Raw genomic sequence first — 26,177 nt, 5'->3', positions numbered from 1 at the left:
TTATATCATATTATTAATAATGAATTTGTGTAGTTGGAAAAAATACCGTTACCAATATCCTAATTCTTGTCCACGCTTATATATTTGATTAGCAACAATTGGATATCCATGTTCATTGAAATGTACTGTATCTACACGCAGCGAGTCAGGAACAATTCCTTGGGACATCTGATCCATATCAGTACTAGTTGGTATTAATCCTGCGTCATCCATGCCATATTGTGATATATAATCACGCAAGTTTACATAATGCCTTCCAAATTTTTTATTCATTAAGGCCTCAAGAGACTGTCTATCTGCTGCAGAACCTGATGTTAGTCCGATCACTAGATATTTTTTATTGCCCGCATAATCAATCATCATTTCATACTGATCAACTAAAGTTTGAGGATCGTTATTCCAGCCGCCATTTTGACCTATCCAAATAATAGGAATGCTCCTTTTTTTATTCTTTTGATAGTCTGTAATCAATGCTGTTGGACGATTAATAATGACTGCATCACCAGCGGTTTCTCTTGTGAAATAATAAATAACATCAGTAGATGAAATAGATGTTTGGCTTATAGATAGTGTTCCTTTGACCCCGTTTATATAGCAAGGATTTACACCAGAACTACCTTGACGCAATGGAAATGAATATGTTCCGTAATTGGTTAAAATTCCAGTATTTGTCCCACCAATCTGAACAGGATTTGTATCCGCTGGAATGGTTATGTTATTCACTAACATCACCATGCCACCTTGCCTGGATGCTATGGTTTGCGTCTGTTCTCCTCCTACACCATAGTTAGTTACTGTGTGGTCAGTGCCTAACAAAGACTGTAAAACATCTGGGTATCTTATGCCATTTCCGCCCGCTCCTTGAGTCAAGCTGTCCCCCCATGAATCTTCACTTTTATCACTATCATCAGATGAACTTTCAATAGCTTTAACCGTATTAATTACTATAGAATACAGTTCCGAAAAACCTTTTTCATCATTCCATAGTTTAAGCAATTTTCCATAAGTATCAGTACTTAAATTAGGATTATCCATAGGAATAAGCATAAGACTATTTATCGTATACGTTAGTGCTTGATCGGCTGTTTTATTAGTTACAGTTATATACAATCTAATGTCCCCAGACAATTCATAATCTGAAAACGATCTACTGAACAGTATAAATCTTCTCTCGTTGACATTTATTGGAGAAACAACTGCCTGAACGCCAAGATTGTTATTACCGCTATATATTAATATAGTTAATCCTGGGTTAGAGTATCCCTCAATCTTGTTAAAAGCTGTGGATAAATCAACAAGAAATAAATATTCAACGTTAGAACTTAATTCAGTTGTTAATAATCCAGAATTAAGATAGCCTCCAGTTTTGGGCGCACCAATATTTGTTGCATAATTGTAAATCAAATTTTTAAATGCTGCTATATTTGATAGATTAATCTTATCATCAGTTACAGACTTATTTCCTAACTTTTCTGTAGTAACTGCCCCATCATTTATATAAAGATTTACTTTAACATACATCTCAATATTTAATGCGGCTGACACATTAATTACTGGATCCCCATTTGCTCCAATAGCGAATTTATAATATGGGTGACTCATCACAACATCCATATCTGAATTATATGAAGATTTCCCAATATAATTTTTATCGTCATCAAAATAGAACATACTTAATCCATAACCAGCATTCACATGAAGATGAATTGTTTCCCCGCTAAAGCCGTGAAAGTTCGCTGTTCTTATTCGTTGATTTGATGATGCATTATTCCCATTTGCATCTAAATTGCCAGACTCCCAATCACCGGGTTCAAATTTAGATAGACCTGTTACCATGGTTTTTTCTATATTTGTTATCCTGTCACCAGATGTTGTAAAAGAACTGCCAATCGAATCTGATCGTATCCCTAAAAGTTCTGCATTGCCATCAGTATTTCCAGCATTTGCGACCAAAGTATTAAATTGTGACTGTAGAGAAACTACATCGCTTTTTTGAGCCTTTTTAATTTCTAAATCTTCATCTTTAATTTGTCTTTGTTGCGCCTCATCCGCCAACTGCGCAGCAACAGAATCGTTCTGAGTCGCCAACTGCGCAGCAGTGTCTGCATTAATTACCGCCTGTGCAGCTTCTGTTTTCCCGATCTCGCCAAGTACCATATCCCTAGCAACTGGATAGGTTTGGCTATCTCTACCAAGATGCATGTCGACAACCTCAGACGGTTGCTCTACGCCATTGACGAGGTTATCTACACGTGTCTTCTGTTCCTGCATGTCACTGCCAACATCAGCAAATAGCTGTTTTAATCGATCATAAAAAGCTTTCATGGATTCGATCATGTCAAAACTATATGGCCATTTCATTAGGGTGTACCTCCTTCGAGTGTTGCAATCCTTGTTTCAAAATTAGATAAAACGTCCGAAAGATTCACATACGTTCCTGAATTCTTAGGATCTTCGACTTTCGGATTAAAGCCACTTCCGCTAAACCAAAGTGACAATTTATTTAGGTTCTGCTTATCTATGAAACCGAGTAACCCATCATCTGTTTCTGTGGCTTCAGCAACACTGCCATCCTCATTAGCAAGTAATGAGTGTACCTTTTTAACATCTTCAGGCGACATTAGACCGCCGAATACGACATCTGAAACAAGAACCTTATAAGTAACTTGTCCACCTGGCCCGACAATGCCGACCTCAGGAAGTGAAGCAACAATTTGGTGATACTCTTTGCTCAATAAGCCGTCAATGGCATCCGTGGCAAGTGGTATGCCGTCTTGCTGTATAGGATCATACCCAGCCGCAAACGTGGTACCGGGTCCAATACGCGCCTGTGATTCTTGTATTTTTCCAGTCGATTTCGTTAAGTCAAGCAGATCATCACTTGTCACTACACTATTAATCTTCTGTACCGCGTCTGCAACAGTCGTTCCTAGTGCTTCAGTTCTTACCTGACCGTTGTCGTCAATCACCTTACCTACTGTCGTTCCAACGTTAGCAAAACTCGACATAACATCAACCATGTTTTTCGTTGAGTTACTAAAAGTGACTTCAGGTGGCTTATTTGAGCGCGGATACTTCGAATAAGCGATAATCTGGACATCTGTATCAAGATTTAGCGGCTCGTAAATTAGTAAGCGGTGCTCTCCGCGGCTGATATCCTCTTTTGTCTTTAACGGCGCAGACAAGCTGACAACGGGCTCATCTTGTAGCTGCGTTTGCAAATAAGTAAGCATCGAATCGGCATATAAAAACCGATCATCTCTGATCGGCGCAGCATGTCGTTCTCCGTATTTTGTTATGTTCGGGCTTGTGTAAGTAACCGGATCAAATACATATGAGCCATCATCATTTTGCTTCCCGTAGCCCCTAATCACTGTCTTAAGATTACTCGTGTCGACCGTACACTGAACGCCGTCTGTGTTGTGCTGATACCGGATCACTTTTTCTGATATGGACCCCCATTCAGCAGCCGAATACAGAATAAGATGCTTATTATCTGCTTCTAGGATGGCACCAAACTTATTTAAGATATCGCTAAGCATAGATAGTGCGTCATTATCGCCAAAATTGTCAATCTGTACGGTCGGAAATGAACCAATGATCTCAAAATCAAACCCCAGCACATTGTTATCAAACGCCCAGTGCATCGCTTCATCAATCGACCAAATTTTTGACTGCTGGTCATACTGCCGATGATCTTGGCATGTAAAATAAATATGCGGTGCAGTGACTTCTTTGTAAGTTACCGGGCCGGTTGCATTTGGGTTAAGACTTTTAATAATAAACTGCTGACCTTCATAGATGATAATTTTATCGCCTTGTATCATATCGTAGGTGATGGCATTCCGTACTGTTCGAGGAACGGTGAAACCAATTGACCAGGCACTGTTTTTCTGCCAATCTTCTTTAAAACTATCTGGATCAAAGTCGATCAATATTTCTTCGTTTACCCCATCATTTATCAGTAAATCATCCATAATATCTAACCTCATTTCGTGTACAAGAAATAAAATCCGAAGGTTGACTCTGGATTGCTTAACCCGGTCAGCTCCATATCATTCCAACCAGGAGCGATTGTAATCAATCCATGGTTGGTATCTCGCCCACAATTAACACCGTTAAGCTTTGGATAAACTCCTTCGATCGTCAATTCATCATCCGCAGATAGTTCACTATTGTACTGAAAAACATCACCAGTTGTAAGATTTGTCAGTGTTGGGGTGCCTACACCTTTGATCGAGATTAAAAGAAAGTGCTGGCGTGGATTAATCGTTTCACTGCCAGCGTTAAAAATTCGAAAACTACTTTCTGTGTGATGGTAGATCGGGTCTTCAGACATGTCAAAGCCTTGGCCAATCATCTGATATTTATCAGACAGCATGTTAATCGGGTCAAGATCAGTTCGGCCAACTGATTCAGGATAGCCCTTGAATGCATCGAACTGGACCGTGTACGATGCTGTCCATGCATTTAAACGAGAATATTGAAACGGTTGGCAATGGACGAGATAACGCATGCCCGGCATTCGAGACCAGCTGATATAATAAGGCTCACGGCTGAATAATTTTGACCATATAGCACGAGTAGCCAGCGTATAAGAGTACTTATCAATACCGGCTAAGGAAAACGTCGCAGTGATGGGGCGTGAATCAAAGGTTGTCCCATTATCCTGCTTGCCATCAACCCCAGCCATCTGACTGTAATTAATCACAGGCTGAGGACCCTGATCATCACAAGTTAAGAGCATTGCCCCATTAATATCCTGGATATCTTCTTTGGTTCCGTCTAATCGTTCGATTGTCAGAGTTTCCATAACGCTCACCTACTCATGTATATAGCATTGCTGTACATCTTTCCAAATCGTTTACTCATAAAAGTGTCAAAATCATTCGGATTTAAATTAATATTAGGATCCTTCATCAAAATCTTGGCTAATAAATCGACCGTTTGTTGCGCCATAGCAAGTTGCTGTTTCATGGCCATAAGCAACGCCGAGTTATCATTGTTCACAGTTACCTGCGGGGCAGCCGCCGTCTGACTCACGTCCGGCACGTACCGATTCATCAAACTATCGAACGCGTCACCAACACCGACAGCAAAACCTCTCAACCCGAGTGCTTTACCTAATCGTTCGGTGTCCGCGTTTTTAAGCACAGAAGAACCAGCAGACAACGGAACGATCGTCGGTTCATTGACCAGGTACGTACCAAATTTCTTATCATGGACAAATTCACGGCCAGCTTCACCCACGAGTGCGACCTCATCATGCGGTATGTTTCTGGCACCAGTAGCATGACTATTTACATATTCCTGCAACTTAGATGCGTGGACCTTAACATAAAGATTTTTTGTAATGTCGTCAGTTAGATTGTAATAATCTTTTGGTTTGTTAACCTTTACGTTCACACTTTTACTAACTGCATTATCAAGGCTTTTATAGGTTCCATCTGTGTGTGTATGAGAATTAACATCCTTATTGATGTCCTTTCTCAATTCCTTATTCAGGCTGTATGCTCCGTCAGTAGCATTAGAAATCTTGTGGCCAACACCTGTAAGCTTATCAATCTGGCCTTGGATTGCTTCTCGACCTTGATTATATTGGGCAGTTGATAACTTTCCGGATGCATGGTTTTTAGCTAGTTGGTCACCTTGTTGTTTCAATTTTTCTACTTGCTGAGCAAGTGCACTTATTCCGGCATGCCCCTGCTCAGTGATACCCACAGACTTCAGATAAACATTAGCGATATTTGCTTTAAGTTGATTTGAACGATCAAGTTGTTCCTTATCATAGCCGATCTTTTTTTTAGCTTCGTCATTCTGGGACATCATTGTCGACAACTGCGATTTTAGAGATGCTCCGTTATTCGAAAGCAATTGATTGATGTCACGGCGATAGCGAAAATGTTCTTTTGTTGCTTCAACACCGTGCTCATTTAAGTAATTTGCGATCTTTGATAAGTCGTTTTCATGCGCTAAGCCAACGTTAAGATTACTTTGTAAATTAGCAATCTCTTTTTTGTATTTCGCTTCATTGCCTTCAGCAGCATTCTTCTTAATCTCTAGTTCACGTAACTGTTGTTCTAGTAGTTGCGAATTATATGCTTTTGCTTTCTTTGTATTTTCGGCAATACGATTTCCTTGATCCGTAATTTTATCCGTTGCACCTGGTACAGATTTGACAAGCTTACCGTTTAAATCAACCATTTCAGACAGTTGCTTATTGGATAGTCCCGACTTATTTTGCAGCTGATCGGCTTCATCTTTGAGTTTCTTAATTTCATTTGCACTAGACGTTTTTTTAAGCTGTGACTGAATATCGACAAATCTTCCAAATTCATTCGATGTTAGCTTAGATTTTCCGGTTAGTTCATCATATCGGTTGATTAGCGGTGTGAGTTCTGCGCGTTGCTTACCAATTGCATCGGCCGCCGCAGTCGACGTGTCCTGTATTTTGGTAAAGTGATGATATAAACCATAAGCCGCAAGGCCAGCGGCACCAATACCAAGCGTAACAAGGCCAACAGGGCTCGTTAGGGCGCCAATCGCTCCTGTTAGTAATCCAGCACCTTTAGTCAGCGTGCCAACTTTACCAGCCGCTCCTGATGCCCCTGCACCAATATCAGCTACCGATTCAGCAGCACGTGCAGCTTTAACTTCCCGGAAAGCTGTATTGACCGCATTAATTCCAATAGCAAGGCTTCCAAACTGCTTAATTCCTCCGCCAATCGCCATGGTCATCGCACCCATAGCAGTGCCAACACCTAACGTTGCAGTCGTTCCGAGAGCCGCTTTAGCAATCCATTGCTGGGTAGCAGGATCAAGCTTATTAAACCAGTCAACAACGCCCTGGACGTCCTTTGTCAGGCTCCTTAGCGATGGTAATAGCGCATTACCGACTGTAATGCCCGCTGTTTCTAAAGAGCCGCGTAATTGCTCTAAGGTGCCTTTCATATTATCGAGCTTCTGCTTGGCTACGTCTGCTGCCGATATTTTACTAATCGCGGTCGCCATATCGGTTGCACCCTTAGCGCCTTCGCGCATTAAGATGTTGGACGCACGAACGGCATCCGTACCAAACATGGTTTTTAAAGCCTGTTGTTGTTGGGCTTCCGTTAAGTTATCCATGTGTGTACGTAAAATTTCGGAAATATCGGCAAGATTTTTGAATCGCCCATGTGCATCAATAAATAAATTGTTACCGTCTTTGGTGATGAGGCCCAGGTCTTTCATCGCACCTGCTGCCTTAGTCGTTTGCGGTTGCAAGTTTAAGAGCATTGTCTTGAGCGATGTCCCTGCATCCTGTCCCTTAAGCCCGTTCTGAGCGAATTCAGCAAGTGCAGTGCTTGTGTCTTTAAAACTCCAACCAACGCCAGCGGCGACCGTAGAAACAGCAGATAAGCCAAATTTAAGCTCTCCAACATCCGTAGCGGAGGCATTAGCCGCACCGGCTAAAATATCTGCAGCTTGAGAAACTGAAAGATTGTCATTCTTGAAAGCATTAAGCGCAGTTGATGCAATTTCAGCGGCATCTTTTAGATTAAGAGAACCAGCAGTAGCAAGGTTAAGTGCGCCTGAAAGTCCGCCATGGATTATGTCCTTAACAGACACCCCAGCTTTAACTAATTCTTCTTCGGCTTGTGCTGCCTGTGTTGCACTGTACGCCGTTTTTGATCCTTGTACAATGGCTAGATTTTCAAGCTCTTTACTATACCTGCGGACTTCATCAGGTGCCATTACTGACTTTACTCCGGACATCTGCGATTCAAAGTCCATAGCTGACTTAGCAGCAAGACCGAGACCTCCACCGATGGCAGTCGTAGCAACACCAAACGTACGCATCATTGTCGATCCAGTTGCAGAAACACGATCACCAACATCACGAAACCTGTCCGCATTTGCGGCCGCACGTCCCCAAAATGTGGATTGTTCAGCAATCTGTTTATTTACCCGACCAAGTTGAGCTTCTGTATTTTTCATTGCCGCTACGCTGTTGTTATAGCGTTTGGATAGATTATCGACTTCTTTTTGATTAATTTCCGCAGAATTTGATGCTCGATCATATTCAGACTTTAACGATGCTACACGTGATCTTTGCAGTTCTAATATGCTAGTTAGGCGGCGAGAGTTGGCCTGCATCCCTGCCAGCGTTTTGTCAAAACCATCAACACCTGCAGCTGCGACTTTAAATTCGCTGTTGACACCGCGTATTTTCCGAGTGATTTCACCCATGGACTTAGAAAAATCAGCCTCTTGAAGACTGAGACTGATTTTAAGTGCACCTATTTCTTGGTCTGCCATACTCTCACCTCCTACAGCAATTGATCGATGTACACACGTTCAGGCTTGTTCATAATAAAAAACATCCGGGCATCGATCTCGTTGATCTCTTTGTCCGTCATGCCATTTTTTTGCAACGCGCGATAAAGTTTTTTTATATTCTCAAACTTATCGCGCGGCGTTAGTTTTTTTCTTCTTCTGTTTCTGCGGATGGGAGAATACCCATAACAACATCAAAAAATTCAAGATATTTTTTATTCCACTCGATCATATCGATACCGTTTATTAATTCTTCTGAAGTAAACTGCCCATGAAAAATATCATCAGCTATAAATTGAGCAAATTCCTGAATGTCTTCTTTCTTATCAAGTGTTTTGAAGTCAATTCTTGTCTGCATTTCAGTAAGATTAATCAATGCTGCCAAATAAACTTTACCCGATGAAAATTTCTTTTCTTTGCCATCTATAGTTAATGTGACTTCCAATGTAAATCACCTCATATTCAAAATAAAAAAGGACTCCGAAGAGTCCATAAATTAAGCTGGAGTAGTTCCGTCATACACTTTGGTAAACCAGCTTGAAATCAAATTGGCAGCAATTCCTTCGTCGCCACTCTGCGCCTTGAAACGCCATTTACCATCATTATTTCGTGCAACAAAATTTCCCGTAATCGACGGCGTTTGAAAATTGATATTGTTATCTTTCGTTTGGAATTGCTCTTGGTATGGCTGGAATTTTCCTTTAAGCAGCCAAACATAAAGGTACGTATTGTCGGATTTAAGCGACCGAAATCCAATCGCCACATATGGAGGATTATCATCTGTACTATCCACAATCACCCCATTTGTATCTACAGTTTTCCCGAGCAGTGCTGCTTCGTCTTCCGTAGAAATATCTTTTGTACCGATTGTCACTGCGATACCGCCAAGACTTGATGCAGTTTCTGCTGGTCCGTCATCTGCAAATAAAGTACCATCATTATAAGTTGGATTGATATTTGCATTAATTAGACCGGCAATTTTTTTTGGTGTCGTATCATAAGTGACGCCTGTAGTATCATCAGTGAGAAGTTTGCAATAATACAGATCTTTTAAACCAATTTGTGCCATTGTACTGTCCTCCTAAAAATTAAAACGCACCTACAAATTAGGCACGTCAGTTTTTTTAAATCGTATTGCTCTGTGCATGATCTTTGTATCCATCTCGGGCAGATCATAAGCCCCGGTCCGAGCATAGTAGATACCATTCAATGCTGCTTTAACTGCCGCTTCAATTGGCAACGTATTCGTATAATTTCCACTGCTGTTCGGCTTCGCCCAAAGATCAACCTGCAAATAATAGTTGGTCAGCTGTTCCTCATCATCAGCCGTCAATGCTTCTGTCTCGTCAATAAACAAAAACGTGGCATAGGTGAGCGCTGAACCATTATAAAACTGGTAATTTACCGGCACACCGATACTCGCCAATGCTGTTAATACTTCACTATTCCGGCTCATAATCCCAAGTCCTTTCGGATGGAATCAGCCATCTTGTTCTGTGTTGTCTTAATTTCCGCATGAAACGTCTTAGCCATAAATCCTTGCGCTGGTTGTGTCGACGTCCCAAACTCAGGAAACTTCAAATACCAATAACCGTGATCGGGGCCAATCTCGCGGGTACCATTTTCTTTTTTAACAATAATGTGATCCGCGGCATGATCACTTCCGGATCCGCGTGGCACACTTTCGGCTATTTTCTGCCGCATATGTTCCGCCCCAACGTCAAGCGCTCGTTCTTTAGCAAATTCCGGATGCTCCAATTGACTCAGTTTAGATAAAAGATCGTCCATTCCCTCAAATTTCAGAGGCATCCGGGATCACCTCCTCGCAAACACAAGTTAGCGTTTGACGTAACTCGTCATCTTGCAGGATCGCTGTGATATTAAAAAAACGCGTCCCGTAGCGGATGCGCATATCCTCAGATAATCCAGTTGTATAGCGAATTCGCCAACGTTCTGATCGACTATTCTGATCGCTATTTGCCGCTACGAATTCACGACCACTCAACGTCTTTGGCCAAGCATAAACGGTCTTTACATCTGTCCAATCGGTCCCCGTCTGAAAGCCGTCTGCATCATAAACTGGTTGCATCGATTGAAAAGTAATCTTTCGATTGAATTTACCTGGATTCATCGGCTTACACCACCGGATCAGTCAGCTGTAGCTGCGTGATAATACCTTTCAAACCAGCATCAAGTTTTCCAGTAGATCTGCTCTCTGGATCTCGATTTTCATAATGATCAACAATCAGCATTTTTGCGGCAATCTTTGCGAGTTCATCGTCAGGATTAAGCGTACAACCAGCACCAATCAGATAGGTTTCAGCTGCCGATATATAGCTGTTTGCTTCATTATCACCGAGTTCATCAGGCGTTGCCCGAAGATATTCCCGCGCTTCATCAGGTGTTAAGATTGCCATAAGGCGTCAACTCCTTATGCTACTGGAATGCTGATCTGACCTTTAACAGCTGCTTCACCGTCAACAGTTTTAATATCAAGACGTTCACGGACCTTAATGCCTGTCTGGTCTTTACCCCACAGGTCTCCAGCTTCTGTTGAAATTTCGATTGACAAGGTTTCGCGGTCAAAAATCGTGATCGCTTCTTTAAAATCGCCCATGTAGACCGGTACAGTATGGCTAGTAACCGGATCACCAACAGCGACAGAAGGAAGCACTTTGTTAGATACAACATGTACTGGATATATACCGAAAAGCAGCTTGCGTGTCGCTTGTGTCGGATCTTTCTGCAGAATGTAATTACCTTCACTGTCTTTCTGCTTGTCCATCCAGTTGAAACCGTCCTGGTTTGTCAAAACAACAGACGAGATAGCAATCGCTGGGTCGAGGATGACGTTGAATACATCTTTGAAGTCATCAAAATCAGCAATTGTGACTTCTTTTCCAGCAGTGATTGTGTTTAATTGGGACAGAATCATAAAGTTTCGTGTAACACGAGCTTTTTTCTGAATCCAGTTTCCTAGATACGCGAGAATATTTTCTGCAGTATCTTGTAATAATTCACGAGATGATTTCAAGATTCCGCCTTTTTTTGCTACTTTATATTCAATGGTTGTAAACTCTGGTGTTGCAACATCTGGAAATTGAGCTGCTTCATCGACATTGTCAAACGGTACTTGATCGGCAGTAACTTCGATCACGCGCGAACCGGTTAGCGTTGTTACTGGTTCCACATGTACAAGCGGTTCAAGGGCATCAAGATTTCGTCTCATCTCCATAATCTGTGTACGAATATCTTGAGGTACTGTAACTCCACCTTCAGATATCCCTGCGACAGGATCAGCTTCAGTCATTGCGTTGTAGATTTTCAAATCTTCTTCGTTTACTGCTTGTTTAGAAAGACCAGCTTTGATGATATTAACGAACGCTTCATGCTGTTTCGCTTTGTCTTCAACAACTGGTGTAGCCGGCTGCGCATTATTAGTAGCGGTCTTTTCTTCTTCATCATAAAGATCTTTGGCCAAATCAAACTTGTTCTGCAGGTTAACCAGTTCATTTTTTGCTGCCTTTGCTTCATCGAGTTTATCCGCAGCAATTAAATCTTTCACTTCTTGTTTTTTTGCATTAATTGCATTCAGCATTTCAAGCAATTTCTTGTTCAAATTGTCCATCTCCTTAAATTAGGTCTAATTCATCGAGCAAAGCTTGTTTTTCCTGCTCGCGGTCTTGCTGCTGATGATCGGCTGCATTTTGCACATCGCGCATTTTTTCAAAATCAACCAGCCGGCGCATCGATAACTTAGCACTGTTAACAATTGCGTAACGATTAAAAGCCATATTGACAGCTGCAGGCTGCTTGTCCTGATTAAGTTCGCCATCAGCAAAACCATTTTTAATAGCCAACTTGCTATCCATGTACGTTTCGTCATCCATTAAGGCGGATAACTTCGAACGAGATTTATGTGTCTTGGCTTGATAGGCATTAATAATCGTCTCTTTAACAGTGTCAAGCACCTCCGCCTGTTTTCTCAGGTCGCTCGCGTACCCTTGAGCGGCGCTAAGTGGATTATGGATCATCATCACTGCAAGTGGCGACATAAGCACCTCGTCTCCAGCCATTGCAATGACAGATGCAGCAGACATCGCTTTTCCATCGATTTTCGTTGTTACTTTTCCGTTATGAGCCTTAAGCGCATTGTAGATTCCAGCTGCTGCAAAGACATCGCCACCGTAACTATCAATCCAGACATCAATCGGTTGTCCATCATAGTCTTTCAATGCTTCTCGAAACGCATTTGGCGCTGTAGCCTTAATGTCAAACCATTCATACAACCAAGCATCATCGTCTGAAATAATGTCGCCATCAATGCGTAACTCTGCGCTACCTGTATCTTCGTTCTTAACGAAGTTCCAAAATCGTTTTGACATATTTACAACCCTCCTTTCGGTGAAATTTTCACTATTTTGATCGTTACCGTACTCATCTTCATAACGATCAAACCAGTCATTGATAACCTGTGCCCATTCACTTTTGTCCTTGCGAGCTTCATCGAGTGCGAGGCGATCCAAGCACTCTTGCCTAGTCGCTTTCATCAGAATAAATTCTGCGCCTAAATCTTCAAGCTGCATTTTGAGCGGATCAGCTGGATAAGAGATAATCATCCAAGCACTGTCAATGTTGCGTTCTCGATCCATGCGATTGACGATGGTTTGACGAAAGTCGGTAATATACGAGATGATGTACTCGTTACGTTCATAAAGCGAAAGTCCGGATAAGTCACGCATGAGCAAATCAAAATCGAATATTAAATTATTTTCCGCTTTATGCTCATTGACGTAAGTCGTTTTTCCACTTTCCGGAGCACCCCAGATAACGTTTATTTTCATCCGTAATCACCTCCCTCACATGTTCATCCCAGACTTAAGCACTTCCGGATCAATAGGTTCTAGCCGTGAGTCATAATTCGTGATAAATGAATACGTGTTCATCATGATCGATGCCACTTTCTGAGCATGTACATTCAAGTCCGGAAGTGCTTCAGCATCAGAAATAACTGCATCACCATCAGCAGCTTTTCCTGCAAAGAAAAAAGAGCCGGATAGGCCCTTTAATCGTGATTTGACTGTATCAATCTGATCAGGTGGTGGAACAAGGATCATAAAGCCATCTGACGGAATCATGCTCAGCGGATCATCGTTAGTAAAGGTCACCTTTTTAAGTAATGCCTTCATCATGGGCAAAGAAAACAGTGAATTTTTAACATCCACACCAGTACTAAAAATGTCGAAAGTTGGTTGGTCTGCTCCAAGCATCTTCATGCCAAATTTTTTCAGATAAATGAACCGGTAAAAGCCTTGAACACCTGTTTCTGTGTCCGAAATGCTCATAGCAGCGTCAAAAGCTTCTTGCGATCCGACCCAATCCATTTTTTTAAGTGCTGAAAAGTCACTACCAGAATAGCTTTGTGCGAACAAAAAAGCATTGAAAAGGACCGGATCAACCACGTTAACAACATGTGAATTTGCTGGCTTTTTCTCCACGAATAATGCAAACGTGCCTTTATCTCCGAATGGCTCAACAATTTTGCTATACTTTGGTGAGTTACGAGCGATTGTCTTTCCAATCGTCTGACTAATACTGCCAAATAAGGGTTTCACATGCCATCACCGCCCGAATCATTCACATCAATACTTGGAATTTCACTAGCCGGCATGTAAATAGCGTCTCCGCCTTCAATCGGTGGCAATCCAATGGCAGCACGTCGTTCATTAACAGTCAGCACTGCTTTATCCTCGTTGTCAGCCTTTTTATACTGTTCCCCTGCCATTACTACAGGGATTAAGTTTCCATTTGCGGCCAAGACATCCCCGCCATCTTTACGTGGCAGATTCAGCAACTCACGCGCTTCATTTCTGCTGTAAATCCCTGAGTCAACAGCCTTTGTTAAGGATTCCATTTGCGACTTGCTATCTGTACGAAGGATGACTTTCTCGTTAAACTTTAAGAAATAGCCGGCCGTCATTTCTTGATCGGTTAAGAGTTTAAAATTTAATTCTTCTTCGTACTGTTTCAGGATGTACAGTTCGGTATCTACATAAAAACTAAGCTGCTGCATTTCCGAGTTTGAGTAAGACGACTTTTCATAGTCATTGATCTGATTTGGCTTAATGCCGAACGCCGCCGCAATTTGCAGTGCTCCAAATTTTTTCAATTCAAAGAATTGGCTATCCGTGAGTTTAATATTGAGTGGCGTCAATTTCATTCCGAGTGGTACCGGTATAATCTTGCCAGCGTTAGCAGATCCGTTTGCAAATTCTTCCATGCCAGCTTTAAGCTTTGCCTGCTTACTCTTGTCAAGGTCACCGGTATATTCAAGTACTGCTTTTGCTGTAAGACCACTCTTATAAAGGTTGTTCATAAAGTTTTGACTCTCAAGTCCGCCCTCTACCGTAGCTTTCAAAATATCTTTAACAGCCGCACCGGAAACACCGTCAAAACTGTATGATGTTTTAAAATGCAACACATCACGGCTACGGAAAAAGTATCGTTTTCCAGTATACTTGTCCGAATATTGATACCAAAGTGCATCAGGTTCGCCAAATAATCCTGCATCATCGTAATAAATGGTCACCGAATCACTAGGCATAATCCAAAAATCTTGCACTTCGTAATTGCCGCCGAACTGATAAAGCGTCAATTTTCTCCTGATCCACACGTAAGCATTGCCAAAATGGTTTCGGTTTTGCTCAACCGCTGCCCAAAACGTTGATGGTGTCATGTATGGATTAGGTCGGCGACTTAGAAGCTGATGAACTCGGTTTGATGCCGCTTTTTCAATGCCATTTTCGGTGTCCTGGTAATACTTTAACGGCATTTTCCCGAGTGTTTCAGACAACATTTTCAAACAGGTGAAATAAGTTGTTTCGCCCAAAACACTTTTTGATGTTTGTGAGATGCCTAGCCATTCAAGCAATTCTTCGTCTTGTAGTCCAACCGTTCCAGTAGGTGAGATGAGATTGACAATGGTACGCCGTACCCGTGATCGTACGCTGCTAAAAAATCGTTGAAATATATTCAAATCTGGATCACCTCCACCGGGCATAATTTATGGCTAACCATCTAATCCCATCCCATCATCTTCAGATAGTCGTCTGCAGATTCATTGATATCAATTTCATTTTCCCTGTTCATTAACACAATTTTATGTGCATCAATAGCAGCATCGATTGGGTCAATACGCTCCGTCCGGTGCTCTTTATCGATCTTCATTTCTTTGAAGCTGTTGTATGTTAGCTTTGCGTTTAACGCACACCATGTCAAAAGCCCATCATCTTTGTTGTAGAGCACGCTTTTTGCATCAACTGATAGCTTGAAATCTTCCGTTGGAGTGTTCAAGCTTTTAGCGCTCTGTACAATTTCGATGCAATCACATCCAAACTCTTCGAGGTCAGCCAAGAATGTATCTGCATTGTGTGGGTCGTAGGCGATTGCTTTAAATTTTAAGTTGTATTGATCTCGCAGTTCTTTAAGATATTGGATAATATACTTGTAATCCGTTTTAACGCCCGCAAGCGTCTCAGTGGCTGTAATTAATCCTTGCCTATGCCAAATATCATACGGTGCTTTATCAGTCAAAATATGCTCATTCAAACGCATTTTAGGGATAAATGAATGCTGATGTAAAAATACTTTCGGCATATATCCGCCAGGTATCTGAAATTCAAGTGCAAGTGATGTTAAGTCGCCACCACTCGATAAGTCCAAACCAACGACGCATTCTTGGCCACGAAAATCCTCTAGCGTCAGATCTGATGCACACGCTTTCCAATTTTCAGCATTGATGTAGTCTTCATCCGCCATTTGAACCCACATGTTGAGGTCCTTCGTCAAAAAATTACGAAGTTCTGTGCCTTGCATTTCCTTTGCTTTGACTGCATCATTCCGTAAGTTTTCCAGTGTTTCGTCTGTCCAAAGTGGGTTAGCTTTAGGCCAGTTCTTTTCATCCCAGATATCGTCATCCGGATCCAACTGAGCGATAAAAACAAATTGCGTTTCGTCTGGGATCCGCCCTTCAAGCACCTTCACACAGTAGTCGTAAAGTTCTTTGCAGGGTGAATTGATGTCAAATCCGGCTGTTGTAATGACCGAAATCAGCGATTGCTTCAGCTTTTTCGTACCGTCAGAAAGCAGCTTATACATTTGGTTCGTCTTGTGTTTATGGTACTCATCAACAGAACCAAAAAATGGACGGAAACCGTCAATGCTTTCGGTATCACGACCGAGTGCCTTGATGTTTCCGTTCGTTAGATTGCATTCTATTTCCGACTTGTAATCTTTTATCGTAAACAGTCCGGGCTTCGTTTTCGTCCCGGACAAATCACGATCAGCATTGATAAATTTATAGCACTCTTTTAAAACAATCTTTGCTTGCTGCTCCTTGGTTGCTACCACGTAAATCTGTGGATACTGATAGCCAGCAAAATTTCCATAGTACATTGACGGAACCGCATTACCAACTGATTTACCATTTTGCCTTGCCACCTGCATATAACTTGTTCGAAAACGCCGGTATGGCGTTCCTGACCTCAGCCAGCCGTTCCAGGAACCAAATACAAAATCCTGAAAGGCATAAAGCTTCATCGGTTGCGGTTCTTCACCTTCGGCAAGCGTCAGTGTCTCAGAAAAATCAATCATTCGGCTCGCTTGGTCCGCGTCCCAGTGATACGGAAATTCGTCTGTATCTTGTCGTTTTAAATCATTCAAATGCCGCTTGCATGCAAGAATTTCAAGCCTGCCTTTTGTATATTTACCATCCACCACGTCTTGTGCATACTGGGTAACTCGATCGATCATGCAAATTTATCCCATTTGCTTTTAGGTTTGTCTTCCTCTTTTTTCGGTACAACGAGTTTGCAGCGCGATGTGATGGTTAAGCCAAGATCGGTAGCGGAAGCACGACATTGTTTAAACAGCTTATCCTGTGCAGACGCAAAATCTTTATCAAGCATCAAGTCAGGCTTATTCAAAAGCTTAGTCATGAGGTCGTTGTACAATTTGCGAGACATAACAAAGCGTGCCAGTGCATCAACATCCAAGTTACTCATTATATTTATTTCAACAAGCTCTTTTGCAAGCTTACGAAATTCTTTTTTTAAGTCATTGGTCAAGTAAGAAGGCGCCCGGATCTTATCCGATGGCGCCTTAACTTCTTCTGATTTTCGTTTTTCAATCTCAGCCTTCGTCAAATGCTTTTTGCCTTTGACCAAGAGCAAATCTGTTGGTTGTTTTTGGCGTCCTGGCATCCGGATCACCTCCTAATCTCAAAATTTCAAAAAGGGAGTTTTTGCGAGAGAATCCTGGGAGCCGCGTTCCCTGTGGGATCGCGTCATACTTTTTCAGTACCCCCTGCCCCATCTCGCCATCGCTTCAACAGTTCAAACAGCTGTTCTTGCGTCTCTTTCTTCCGTCCTTCACGGTATGCTTTCTCGACTCGTTGATGTACTGACTCACACAAAGGTATGATGCAGTTGCTATTGAATCGTTTTGACCAATCATCCTTAACCGGTATGATGTGGTGCATCGTGTAGTACGGTACGATCTTATGCTCAACCAGATATGAGTACACACATAAGCCATGATAGTAACCAGCCAAGTATTGTCTCAACTGTTCCCATTGTCTTGACTTATAGAACTGTTGCTCACGCTTATCAGTACGCTGTCTGTTGTACCTTCGATGCCGATACTTATCTGACTGTTCACGTCGCTGATCCATGATTGCTTGACAATCAGTGCAGTATCGTTGACCGGCAGGTATTAACTTATGACAGTGTGCGCAGAACTTCATGAGAACCATATTCATCACCAAGACTTAATAAAAGCGCCCTCATCAGGCGCTTTAGGCAATATCTATATCATTACCACACTATCATAATACCATGGAATTGCTGTTCAAAATCACACGGTAATCACACGCCTATCTTGTCAGCAACAAGATAAACAAATCGACGTCTGTATTTTGTTACCGTATTTGGATGAACAAAACACTTGTCAGCAACCTCTTTCCACTGCATCGACTGGCGATCCCAATATTTCATTCGAATTATTTTTTGATATTCGCTAGGTATCTGCTGATACGCTGATTCGATTGCGTCAATGACCTCTTCCATGTTTCGAAGTTTACGATTATTGACTAACCTTGACGCAATTCGTTCTGTTGGCCGTCCTGGTTCGCTTGGTCGACCACCACCGATATTATCTTCGGATGACGAACCGTATATAATTTGTTCTCGAAGTCGCTTTATTTCTTTCTTTGTCTCCGGATAATCATAAAGTTCTGACTCAATATATTTAAACACTGCGGGTTTTAATTTCGTTTCCGTCATCCTGTTACCTCCTGTTTCACACGCTTAATCCTCGCTTTCAAAGATTCGATCAGCTCATCCTGCGTGCTTGCTTTATCCGTTAGCCGTGCAACCACGTCCTCATCCATTCCTCCCGAAACCGTCAGCATGTGCATGATCACCTTCTGGGTCTGCCCTTGCCGATGCAGACGCTTATTTGCCTGCTGGAAGAGTTCCAACCCCCAAGGCAAGCTAAACCAAATCACGTGATTGCCGCCGTATTGCAGGTTCAATCCGTATGCTGCGCTTGCAGGATGCGCCAAGAGGATATCAATCTTGTGGTCATTCCAATCCTGCTGATCTTGTTCGGTCTTCAACTCACGTACACGAAGCATTGAATCCTTCAATGCTTTCAAGATACGTGCCTTATCATGCTGATAGTTATAAAATACAAGTGCAGGTTTTCTAGCAAGCCCTTCGATCAACTCTGTAAATGCGTCGATCTTACAGTTATGGATTTCAACAATGTTCCGTTCACCGTCATACACAGCACCATCGCAAAGCTGTAGCAGCTTATTGCCAAGTACGGCTGCAGACCCGGCATCGATCGTTGACTCGTCTATCTTCAAGATCATATCCTGCTCAAGCTTCTCATACGCTCGTTTTGCTTTTGGATCCAGGATCACAGGAATCTGATCCGAAATCAGATCAGGAAGTTGCAGATAATCATCGGCTTTCATGCTCACACAGATATCGCCAATCAACTTTTGCACTGCATTATCTCCGCCATCTTTAGGCTTGTAGCTGTAAACCTTGTCACGCCCTCGTTGATCCGGTTCAAAGTACCGTTCACGGAATCCTGTGATGCGTTTGCCTAAGCGCTCCCCTTGATCTAGGAGATAAACCTGTGCCCACAGGTCCATCAATCCGTTCGGCGCTGGTGTACCCGTCAATTCAACAATCCGTTTGATGTGCGGCCGAACCATTCTCATGGCCTTAAACCGTTTCGCCTGATGGTTCTTAAAGCTTGATGATTCATCCAAAACCACCATGTCAAACGGCCAATTGTTTCGGTAATATTCAACCAACCATGGAATGTTTTCTCGATTGATCACATAAATATCTGCAGGAGTATTCAATGCTCTGACTCGTTTCGTCTGCGATCCTAGGCAAGTTGAAAAACGAATCAATTTCAGATGGTCCCACTGCTGCGCTTCTTTCTGCCAGGTTGCTTGTGCCACTTTCTTAGGTGCCACAACCAGTACTTTGTTGATTGCAAATCGGTTATATTTCAGATCATTGATTGCGGTTAACGTGATGGCCGTTTTGCCAAGTCCCATGTCCAAAAACAACCCCACAGCCGGTCGATCAATCACTTTTTCGATTGCAAACTTCTGATAGTCGTGCGGTTTGAACATCATGTGGCATCACCTGCCTTTCGTTTTGTCATTTTAAATGCCTTGAAACACATAATTCTTCCCAAACAAAAGTATCAACCTGTTCTTTTGAATCGATAACAAGTACCCGGCAGTTAAATCCTTGTAGTTCACTAATCTTCTTAACTTGCAACGGCCTTGGCTTTCCACCTGGTCGTTTCAATTCGACGAAATAAATTCGATTGCCAGGGAAAACCACCAATCGATCTGGCACTCCATCATTTCCTGGCGATTCAAACTTGTATGCTTTCCCTCCAGCTTTCTTCACTTGTTCCCGGAGGTACGTTTCAATCTCTCGCTCTCGCATTCTACAAACCTCACTTTCAAAAGTGGGCTTGTCAACCTTTTACCCTATACGCGTATATGATTCTAAATTAGGTAATTTGAGGGTATATATACTCTCTAAATCCTCTATTTACCTATTTATCTATCTATATAGTATTTAAGGTTGACAAGGTATACATTAGTTAATATTTACTGATATAAAGGGATTTTTCTGTCAACCTTTGTGTCAACCTTCATAGTTTAGAAGGTTGACAAGGTTGTATTTCCAAATTTTACAAGGTTGACAAAATGGGTAGAAGGTTGACAAGAAGGTTGACCCATTATTTTCCAATTATCCCCGAATAAATCCACCTTTAACCCTCCCATAGGGCCCAAATCGATATGAATTTTTGACCTTTTCCCAGCCCTTAATTCGCCCAAGAATGTCGTTAATCACGGCAACATCACGGCGTTTCATGAACCGTAAATCACGGTTACCTAAGCACTCCACCCATATTTCTTGGGCGCATACGCGGTCTCTCTGAATCGTTTCAACGGGTTGCTCCGGCTTGCCGAACTCACTATTCCAGTACATCATGCGGGCATTAATATCTTTTTTGTCCCAGTCTGCGGGTACCTTTCGCTCGACAAATTCATTAATAGCGGCTTCCCACGGGTCACTTTCAGAGTGTTCCTCCTGCTGCCGCTTTGCCTCCTGTTCCAGTTCACCCGTGAGAAACAGGCTCTCGCCCAGCCGCCAATGCATCACGGCTTCAGCCCATAACTGATCCACTTCACTATCGAGATCATCAAAAACACTTTTAGTCGGACGCTGCACGCCAACATCAATCGGAAGAAATCGTCGGCCACCTGTTGGATCTCTTAAATAGTCGCTCCGATTTGATGTACCAAAAAACACGCAGCGTCTCGGGTGCTTCTCCGTTTTCCGCGCATAAGCTGCCCGATACTGGTCCTCTGTGCGGCTGAGAAACCCTTTAATCGTATCCAGGTCAGACTTCTTATAAGCACTCATTTCGCCAATCTCGACAATCCAGACACCTTGCAGTAGTTCTGCAGCGTCTTTGCCCTCAAACGATTCCACACTGTTCGTGAACCAGTCTTTACCCAGCTTTTGAATCAGTGTCGTTTTGCCCAATCCCTGCGTGCCGGTAAGGACTGGCATTGTGTCGTACTTAACGCCAGGCTTCATTGCACGGGCAACGGCAGCCACGAATGATTTGCGTGTCACGGCTCGCACATAGGGCGTGTCTGCTGCACCGAGATAATCGATGAATAGATCATCAAGGCGCTTCTTGCCGTCCCAGGTGAGACTATTCAAGAAGTCAGCTACCGGATTAAATCGGTTCTTTGCCGAGCACTGACTGAGTGCATGTTTGATCTTGTCGGCAGATTGGAAGTTTAAGAGTTTTTCAAGATAGAGTGCGAGTCCACTATCGTCGTCTTCTGTCCATAGAAAGGGCTCGTTCTCTTGGTCGCGTGGCGCCCATGGCATCGGTGCAACACCTACAATGCTCTCGGCGAACGTGTCCTTCCTGATCCGTCCGGTTAGTGCAGGGTCACCCTCAAGAACGATTAATATGTTCTCGATCGTTTTCATCGGCTGACCGGTTGATGGATGCAGCTTTAGCTTTCGGATAAAACTGGTATCCGGCTTTGATTGAACCTTTTCTTGCCCTGGCTCTTGCTGTTCCTGAGGCCCAAAGTCCTGAACTGCCTGTTCGTATCGCTTCTGCGACAATTCGCCGGCTACAGCATCATCCTCAAGTGCAAATGCACTCATCCGACTGTAGCTGGGTAGACGATTGACCGGTGTTCCTGGCTCTGCATCGTCGTCCTCATCCCCGAATTTGTGCGTGCGCACCAGGTCAAAACTATTGACGAGACGACCACTTACCGGATCCGTCGCATGATGGCTGTACAAGAACTTGCCATCCTCGTACACGATCGCACCACCAACCGTTGATCCTTCAATAAAGGTCAGTCGATCGGCTTTTCCTTCCACTTCTTCATACACACCAGGCAGGAACTTATCAATCGCCTGGTAGATATCGTACTGCCGGCAAAACGCACCAACGATGCCATGCTTTTCAAGTGGGTTACCCTGCTTTGCTGCCAGACGCACATGCTTATTCTCTGTGCCTGGCACAACCGGCCAGGTATCCACATCGCGCCAGTCGTCGTACATGCTCAGTAGCCCATCTACCGATAAGAAAGGATTGTCCGAGAACTCGTACACATATTGACTATTTGCGCAGCATGATGGCCAGTACATTAGCCGACTTGCTTCGAACGTCGTCGGATCCATAAAAGCCATGCCAATGATAGATCCGAGTTTCCGTGCGATTGGCTCGTACTCGTCTGCAGTTGCCGTACGATCCAGCGGAAACAGGCAGCGCAGACGCGGTTTACCTGGCTCATGTTTGCGTGTACTGTACACGACATAAGCACAGTTGAAGCTGTTCAACCGTTTTAGCACATCATCCGTTCCACCGGCAGGAATGTTGTCGAGGTCTAAGGTGATCAGGTCACGCCCGGTAACTGCTGACGCCTTCCGGTGCCCACCTTCAAGTGATCCACCGACAAAGCCCCCCACGTCCTTCAGATCGTCCTGCTGACGCTTTGGCAAGCGTAGGTAATCTTCCAGTGTCTCCTTTCCTCGCGCTGCTGTCCGTAGTCGTTCAGCAAGCTCTGACCAGTAGATCGTCTGCTGTTGCCATAGCTTTGCTGTTCGGGTTCCAGCGGTCGAGATATTGAGTTGTCGATCGTTAACTACAGCCATAAGGCTTCACCTACTGTCACTTGTTACTTCCATACAGATCAAAAAATAATTGGTTACGTTCTTCAATCCATTCTTTGTTCGGATCTAATCCTGCCGCATCGTAGCGATCAATTGCCTCGATCAAATCAGTTAATCTATACTGAAGCCATATACTTCTTGGCGTTACTCCGAGTGGCGGTTTAATCATGAATTAAGTCTCCTCTCTTGTTGCGCATCCGTGTCGAACTGCGAATTAATCGAAATCTATATCTCTTCCAAAATGTTTAAACCAATAATTGTATTCTTGTCTATTTCAGTAGACATCTCATGCACATTTCTAAAAACTATCTTGTTTCCTTGTTTCTTAAAAACCCCTGGCATGTGCCATGACCAACCATTTCCCATTCTCCCAGTCACTATAAGATTTTTATTAAATGGAATTTGAGATATATTATCAATAGTACCGATTTTTTTATATGCCATACTTATTTCATCTCCTTCACATTTGCTGTCTACCGTGCAATACCGTGTTCCCTCGCTATCCGATTTACACGCTTTGCTCCTGCATGTAGATACTTCTGTATCCACCAATTAGACTTTTTATCGATGATCGCTTGTAGGATCTCTTTATCGCTTGACAAAGGTTTTCTAAGTCCATCCAATTTATAACCGTTCGCATGTCGAAACAGCTCAAGTTGTCCACGCGATACACCTAATCGTTTTTGTATCTGTGATGGTCGCAAACCTTCTTTAACCAATTCTTCATAGTCTATTTTGTCAATTTTGCTTTTGTATTTTGACCGACCTACTCGTATACCATTTTTCTGTTTCCATCGCCTGATCGTGGACGTGGACACGCCTTTTTCAAAAGCGATTTCTTCATCGTTGAAACCTATATTGCGTAGCTCCATATACTCGTCCGAACTTATAACGAGCTTGACGTATTTATCTCGATGTTTTTCCGCCCACAATGGCTTACCAACTTTACGCATCTCATGATAAAGTGCGCAATGCCCATGTACCTTATCTGGATGCCCATCTTGCCGGTACCGTAGTGGGCAATCACCACACTGATCAAGTAGTTTGTTGATAATCTGTATTTGTTTGTGCTTGTCCATAGAGCATCACTTCTCCGGCTCTAATCTGGTCAGGACGTATGCTTCCAGTGCTTTTAACTGTTTGTCAGATTGGTTGTAGAGATTGAAAAATCGGTCACGTTCTTGCCCTGTGTAAGCCAGCTGATGTTCAAGGTCAGTCTTGTCGTTACGCAGTCCAATGATTTCAGCTTCGAGGTCGTCAGCTGCAGCATTGAGGTCTTCTACTTGTTTGCATTTAGCGTTGTAATTGGAATTAGCATCTGTAAATGCCTTGCTTAATTTCTCAATCTCTTGGCACAGTGAATAATTTGCACGTGTTTCACGTTCGTATTTATCATTGGCAATAAGTAGTTCTTTTTGAACTTCGTCCAATCTCACTATCAGTTGGCTCTTTGCTTGTAATGCTTCATTCATTCGCTTTGAACGTTCTTCAACCATAGTTTTGTAAGCCGCCAGTTCTTTGTTGATCGTTTTTTCATTTTGATCATTTCCACTTGTTTTTTGATCATTTTTAGCTGTTTTCGGTACATTATTGCTTGTTTTCCTTCCTGGCTTAACTCGTAGTTTCAGCTTGGCTTCCTTAATTTCTTCCTTGTGCTTGGTTACCCAGTTGTTCAATGCCGATAAAGCTACACCATATTTATTGGCGATGGCTTTATATGTCTTTCCCGATTTATTCAATTCAGCAAAATGTGTAGCGGTTAAATTATCAAGTGGTGACATTTTTAATCCTCCCTCATCTGTAATCAGTTGATTTCCTAGCTGACGTATTTTTTTATAATGCGGGCACGTTTGGCAAATTTTAATCACGTTTTGAGACAAAGATGAATGACCTTCAACCAACTTGCATCCGTGGCAATGCTGATCCAATATCTTCCCGATCTCGATTCTGATCGCATGCTTGTCCACTTGGCATCACCGCGCAATGTGCGGCATGGCAAGCGTTATAAATAGGGCAACAGACGATGATACAGTGATTAAAGCAAACACAAACCGCATTGATCGTTCTTCGTTATCACCAAACGTGCCAAAGATACCGGCAATGATGAGCAGGATTAAAATTGCTTGGTAGAGTTTCATTTTCATCACCACGCCCGCACCGGCAGAACAAGCGCCAAGAGATTATCTTTCTTGAACACAAGCGGTCTCATGTTTCCGTAGTATTCAACCGTCAGATCGTCAAAGCCGCAGTCGCCAAAAAGGTCAAACGCTTCAAATAGATAACCTGCGTTAACCGCCAAATCGATCTTTTCTTCTGATAGCCCAATTTGTACGCTTGCCTCGATTGCCCGATCACCTCGTGTGTTCAGCCAAATTTTTCCGTTTGCTGAATCAAAGCTGAGAAGTACATGCTTTTTGTTATCAGCGGACTTATCTAGATCTTCTGGGTATCGTGCTGCTTCCCAAAGGATTTTAGTAATCTTTGAGATTTTGCCGATATGCCAAATTTGGAAGGTAGTTTTCGGGTTAGTAGGGATGAGCCGATCAGTGTCAGGGTAAGTGCCCTCGATCAGTTCGCCAGTTTCCGGATTGATCAATCGCTCTTGAATTCCGTTGTAAAGTCCTTCTGCTCGATAGAGTCGATGTGAGTCAGTTGCAATGAGCACACCATCTGTGCGATGGAAGATGCCTTTCAGTGTCGGTCGCGCTTCATTTGCTGCCTTTGTTACTTTGCTTGCATGTTTGATGAATGTCGTATATGAAATCATTTCTTTTCAGCCTCCTCAATCAGCTTGTCCAGATACACACGTGCCTTTTTCAAGTCCTCAACACCGTTCTTATCATGCCAACGTGTCACATATTTGACGATGTTGCCTTCGAGATAATTAAGCCCTTTAGCAATGATGTAGTCCCACGTCTCAATGCCACCATGTTTGTAGTAGCTTGGTGAGGTGGAGTCTTTTGATTCGTCACTGGCATGAATTTCTGCTTTAGTTTTTTCAATGGCACGGTTGATGGCATCATTTTTAATGACGTTACTCATTTA

General features: G+C 42.8%; 28 protein-coding genes. All 28 read right to left on the bottom strand.

Features of this window, described 5'->3' with window-relative positions; translation table 11 throughout:
- Window positions 1-48: 48 nt before the first annotated feature.
- Window positions 49-2,361 (bottom strand): SGNH/GDSL hydrolase family protein, encoded by a 2,313-nt coding sequence (locus NIE32_RS05475; protein WP_253053734.1) that lies wholly within the window; start codon window positions 2,359-2,361, stop codon window positions 49-51.
- Entirely contained in the window at window positions 2,361-3,977 is a 1,617-nt protein-coding gene (locus NIE32_RS05470; RefSeq protein WP_253053733.1) for a phage tail protein, read from the bottom strand. Before NIE32_RS05470 ends, NIE32_RS05475 begins: the two co-directional genes overlap by 1 nt.
- A gap of 11 nt (window positions 3,978-3,988) precedes the next feature.
- On the bottom strand, window positions 3,989-4,813 hold the full coding sequence (locus NIE32_RS05465) for a phage tail domain-containing protein (RefSeq protein WP_253053732.1): 825 nt from the start codon (window positions 4,811-4,813) through the stop codon (window positions 3,989-3,991).
- 5 nt (window positions 4,814-4,818) lie between these two features.
- The gene (locus NIE32_RS05460; protein WP_253053731.1) at window positions 4,819-8,298 is read right to left on the bottom strand and encodes a phage tail tape measure protein; all 3,480 of its coding nucleotides are present in this window, start codon (window positions 8,296-8,298) and stop codon (window positions 4,819-4,821) included.
- Window positions 8,299-8,458: 160 nt separating this feature from the next.
- Entirely contained in the window at window positions 8,459-8,761 is a 303-nt protein-coding gene (gene gpG / locus NIE32_RS05455; RefSeq protein ID WP_253053729.1) for a phage tail assembly chaperone G, read from the bottom strand.
- Window positions 8,762-8,812: 51 nt separating this feature from the next.
- Window positions 8,813-9,385: a major tail protein gene (locus NIE32_RS05450; RefSeq protein ID WP_253053727.1), complete on the bottom strand. Its 573-nt coding sequence runs from the start codon at window positions 9,383-9,385 to the stop codon at window positions 8,813-8,815.
- A gap of 30 nt (window positions 9,386-9,415) precedes the next feature.
- Window positions 9,416-9,772 (bottom strand): hypothetical protein, encoded by a 357-nt coding sequence (locus NIE32_RS05445; protein WP_253053725.1) that lies wholly within the window; start codon window positions 9,770-9,772, stop codon window positions 9,416-9,418.
- The gene (locus tag NIE32_RS05440) at window positions 9,769-10,125 is read right to left on the bottom strand and encodes an HK97-gp10 family putative phage morphogenesis protein (RefSeq protein ID WP_253053723.1); all 357 of its coding nucleotides are present in this window, start codon (window positions 10,123-10,125) and stop codon (window positions 9,769-9,771) included. Before NIE32_RS05440 ends, NIE32_RS05445 begins: the two co-directional genes overlap by 4 nt.
- Complete coding sequence (locus NIE32_RS05435) at window positions 10,109-10,447, bottom strand: phage head closure protein (RefSeq protein ID WP_253053721.1); 339 nt, start codon at window positions 10,445-10,447, stop codon at window positions 10,109-10,111. Before NIE32_RS05435 ends, NIE32_RS05440 begins: the two co-directional genes overlap by 17 nt.
- Window positions 10,448-10,451: 4 nt before the next feature.
- Window positions 10,452-10,733 carry a head-tail connector protein gene (locus NIE32_RS05430; RefSeq protein WP_253053719.1) on the bottom strand — a complete coding sequence of 94 codons (282 nt, stop codon included), beginning with the start codon at window positions 10,731-10,733 and terminating at the stop codon, window positions 10,452-10,454.
- A gap of 14 nt (window positions 10,734-10,747) precedes the next feature.
- Window positions 10,748-11,935: a phage major capsid protein gene (locus tag NIE32_RS05425; RefSeq protein WP_253053717.1), complete on the bottom strand. Its 1,188-nt coding sequence runs from the start codon at window positions 11,933-11,935 to the stop codon at window positions 10,748-10,750.
- 13 nt (window positions 11,936-11,948) lie between these two features.
- Window positions 11,949-13,160, bottom strand: a complete 1,212-nt coding sequence (locus NIE32_RS05420) for a head maturation protease, ClpP-related (RefSeq protein WP_253053715.1) — start codon at window positions 13,158-13,160, stop codon at window positions 11,949-11,951.
- A 15-nt stretch (window positions 13,161-13,175) separates the two neighbouring features.
- Window positions 13,176-13,931: a hypothetical protein gene (locus NIE32_RS05415; protein ID WP_253053713.1), complete on the bottom strand. Its 756-nt coding sequence runs from the start codon at window positions 13,929-13,931 to the stop codon at window positions 13,176-13,178.
- Complete coding sequence (locus tag NIE32_RS05410) at window positions 13,928-15,352, bottom strand: phage portal protein (RefSeq protein WP_290443468.1); 1,425 nt, start codon at window positions 15,350-15,352, stop codon at window positions 13,928-13,930. The genes NIE32_RS05415 and NIE32_RS05410 overlap by 4 nt, the downstream gene beginning before the upstream one ends.
- 41 nt (window positions 15,353-15,393) lie before the next feature.
- Window positions 15,394-17,124: a terminase large subunit gene (locus NIE32_RS05405; RefSeq protein WP_253053953.1), complete on the bottom strand. Its 1,731-nt coding sequence runs from the start codon at window positions 17,122-17,124 to the stop codon at window positions 15,394-15,396.
- Window positions 17,124-17,576, bottom strand: a complete 453-nt coding sequence (locus tag NIE32_RS05400; RefSeq protein ID WP_253053711.1) for a phage terminase small subunit P27 family — start codon at window positions 17,574-17,576, stop codon at window positions 17,124-17,126. The genes NIE32_RS05405 and NIE32_RS05400 overlap by 1 nt, the downstream gene beginning before the upstream one ends.
- Window positions 17,577-17,659: 83 nt before the next feature.
- Window positions 17,660-18,046, bottom strand: coding sequence for a hypothetical protein (locus NIE32_RS05395; RefSeq protein ID WP_253053709.1), 387 nt, complete (start codon window positions 18,044-18,046; stop codon window positions 17,660-17,662).
- A 193-nt stretch (window positions 18,047-18,239) separates the two neighbouring features.
- Window positions 18,240-18,656 carry a DUF722 domain-containing protein gene (locus NIE32_RS05390; protein WP_253053708.1) on the bottom strand — a complete coding sequence of 139 codons (417 nt, stop codon included), beginning with the start codon at window positions 18,654-18,656 and terminating at the stop codon, window positions 18,240-18,242.
- Window positions 18,653-20,035, bottom strand: a complete 1,383-nt coding sequence (locus tag NIE32_RS05385; protein WP_253053707.1) for a DEAD/DEAH box helicase — start codon at window positions 20,033-20,035, stop codon at window positions 18,653-18,655. The genes NIE32_RS05390 and NIE32_RS05385 overlap by 4 nt, the downstream gene beginning before the upstream one ends.
- A gap of 25 nt (window positions 20,036-20,060) precedes the next feature.
- Window positions 20,061-20,357, bottom strand: a complete 297-nt coding sequence (locus NIE32_RS05380) for a VRR-NUC domain-containing protein (RefSeq protein WP_253053706.1) — start codon at window positions 20,355-20,357, stop codon at window positions 20,061-20,063.
- A 309-nt stretch (window positions 20,358-20,666) separates the two neighbouring features.
- Complete coding sequence (locus NIE32_RS05375; RefSeq protein WP_253053705.1) at window positions 20,667-23,114, bottom strand: virulence-associated E family protein; 2,448 nt, start codon at window positions 23,112-23,114, stop codon at window positions 20,667-20,669.
- A 16-nt stretch (window positions 23,115-23,130) separates the two neighbouring features.
- Window positions 23,131-23,301, bottom strand: a complete 171-nt coding sequence (locus tag NIE32_RS05370; protein WP_253053704.1) for a hypothetical protein — start codon at window positions 23,299-23,301, stop codon at window positions 23,131-23,133.
- 56 nt (window positions 23,302-23,357) lie between these two features.
- Window positions 23,358-23,576 (bottom strand): hypothetical protein, encoded by a 219-nt coding sequence (locus NIE32_RS05365; RefSeq protein WP_253053703.1) that lies wholly within the window; start codon window positions 23,574-23,576, stop codon window positions 23,358-23,360.
- A gap of 29 nt (window positions 23,577-23,605) precedes the next feature.
- Complete coding sequence (locus NIE32_RS05360; protein ID WP_253053702.1) at window positions 23,606-24,211, bottom strand: hypothetical protein; 606 nt, start codon at window positions 24,209-24,211, stop codon at window positions 23,606-23,608.
- 6 nt (window positions 24,212-24,217) lie between these two features.
- Window positions 24,218-24,913, bottom strand: a complete 696-nt coding sequence (locus NIE32_RS05355) for a hypothetical protein (RefSeq protein WP_253053700.1) — start codon at window positions 24,911-24,913, stop codon at window positions 24,218-24,220.
- Window positions 24,914-25,105: 192 nt separating this feature from the next.
- Window positions 25,106-25,270: a hypothetical protein gene (locus NIE32_RS05350; protein ID WP_253053698.1), complete on the bottom strand. Its 165-nt coding sequence runs from the start codon at window positions 25,268-25,270 to the stop codon at window positions 25,106-25,108.
- Window positions 25,271-25,275: 5 nt separating this feature from the next.
- A complete protein-coding gene (locus NIE32_RS05345; protein WP_253053696.1) occupies window positions 25,276-25,899 on the bottom strand; it encodes a beta clamp domain-containing protein in 624 nt (207 codons plus the stop codon).
- Window positions 25,896-26,174 (bottom strand): DUF3310 domain-containing protein, encoded by a 279-nt coding sequence (locus tag NIE32_RS05340; RefSeq protein ID WP_253053694.1) that lies wholly within the window; start codon window positions 26,172-26,174, stop codon window positions 25,896-25,898. The genes NIE32_RS05345 and NIE32_RS05340 overlap by 4 nt, the downstream gene beginning before the upstream one ends.
- Between the last annotated feature and the right edge of the window lie 3 nt (window positions 26,175-26,177).

The sequence above is a fragment of the Sporolactobacillus kofuensis genome (assembly GCF_024125425.1).
Taxonomy (GTDB): domain Bacteria; phylum Bacillota; class Bacilli; order Bacillales; family Sporolactobacillaceae; genus Sporolactobacillus; species Sporolactobacillus kofuensis.
The sequence above is the reverse complement of the archived record's forward strand: the minus strand, read 5'-3'. Positions and strand labels throughout refer to the sequence as shown.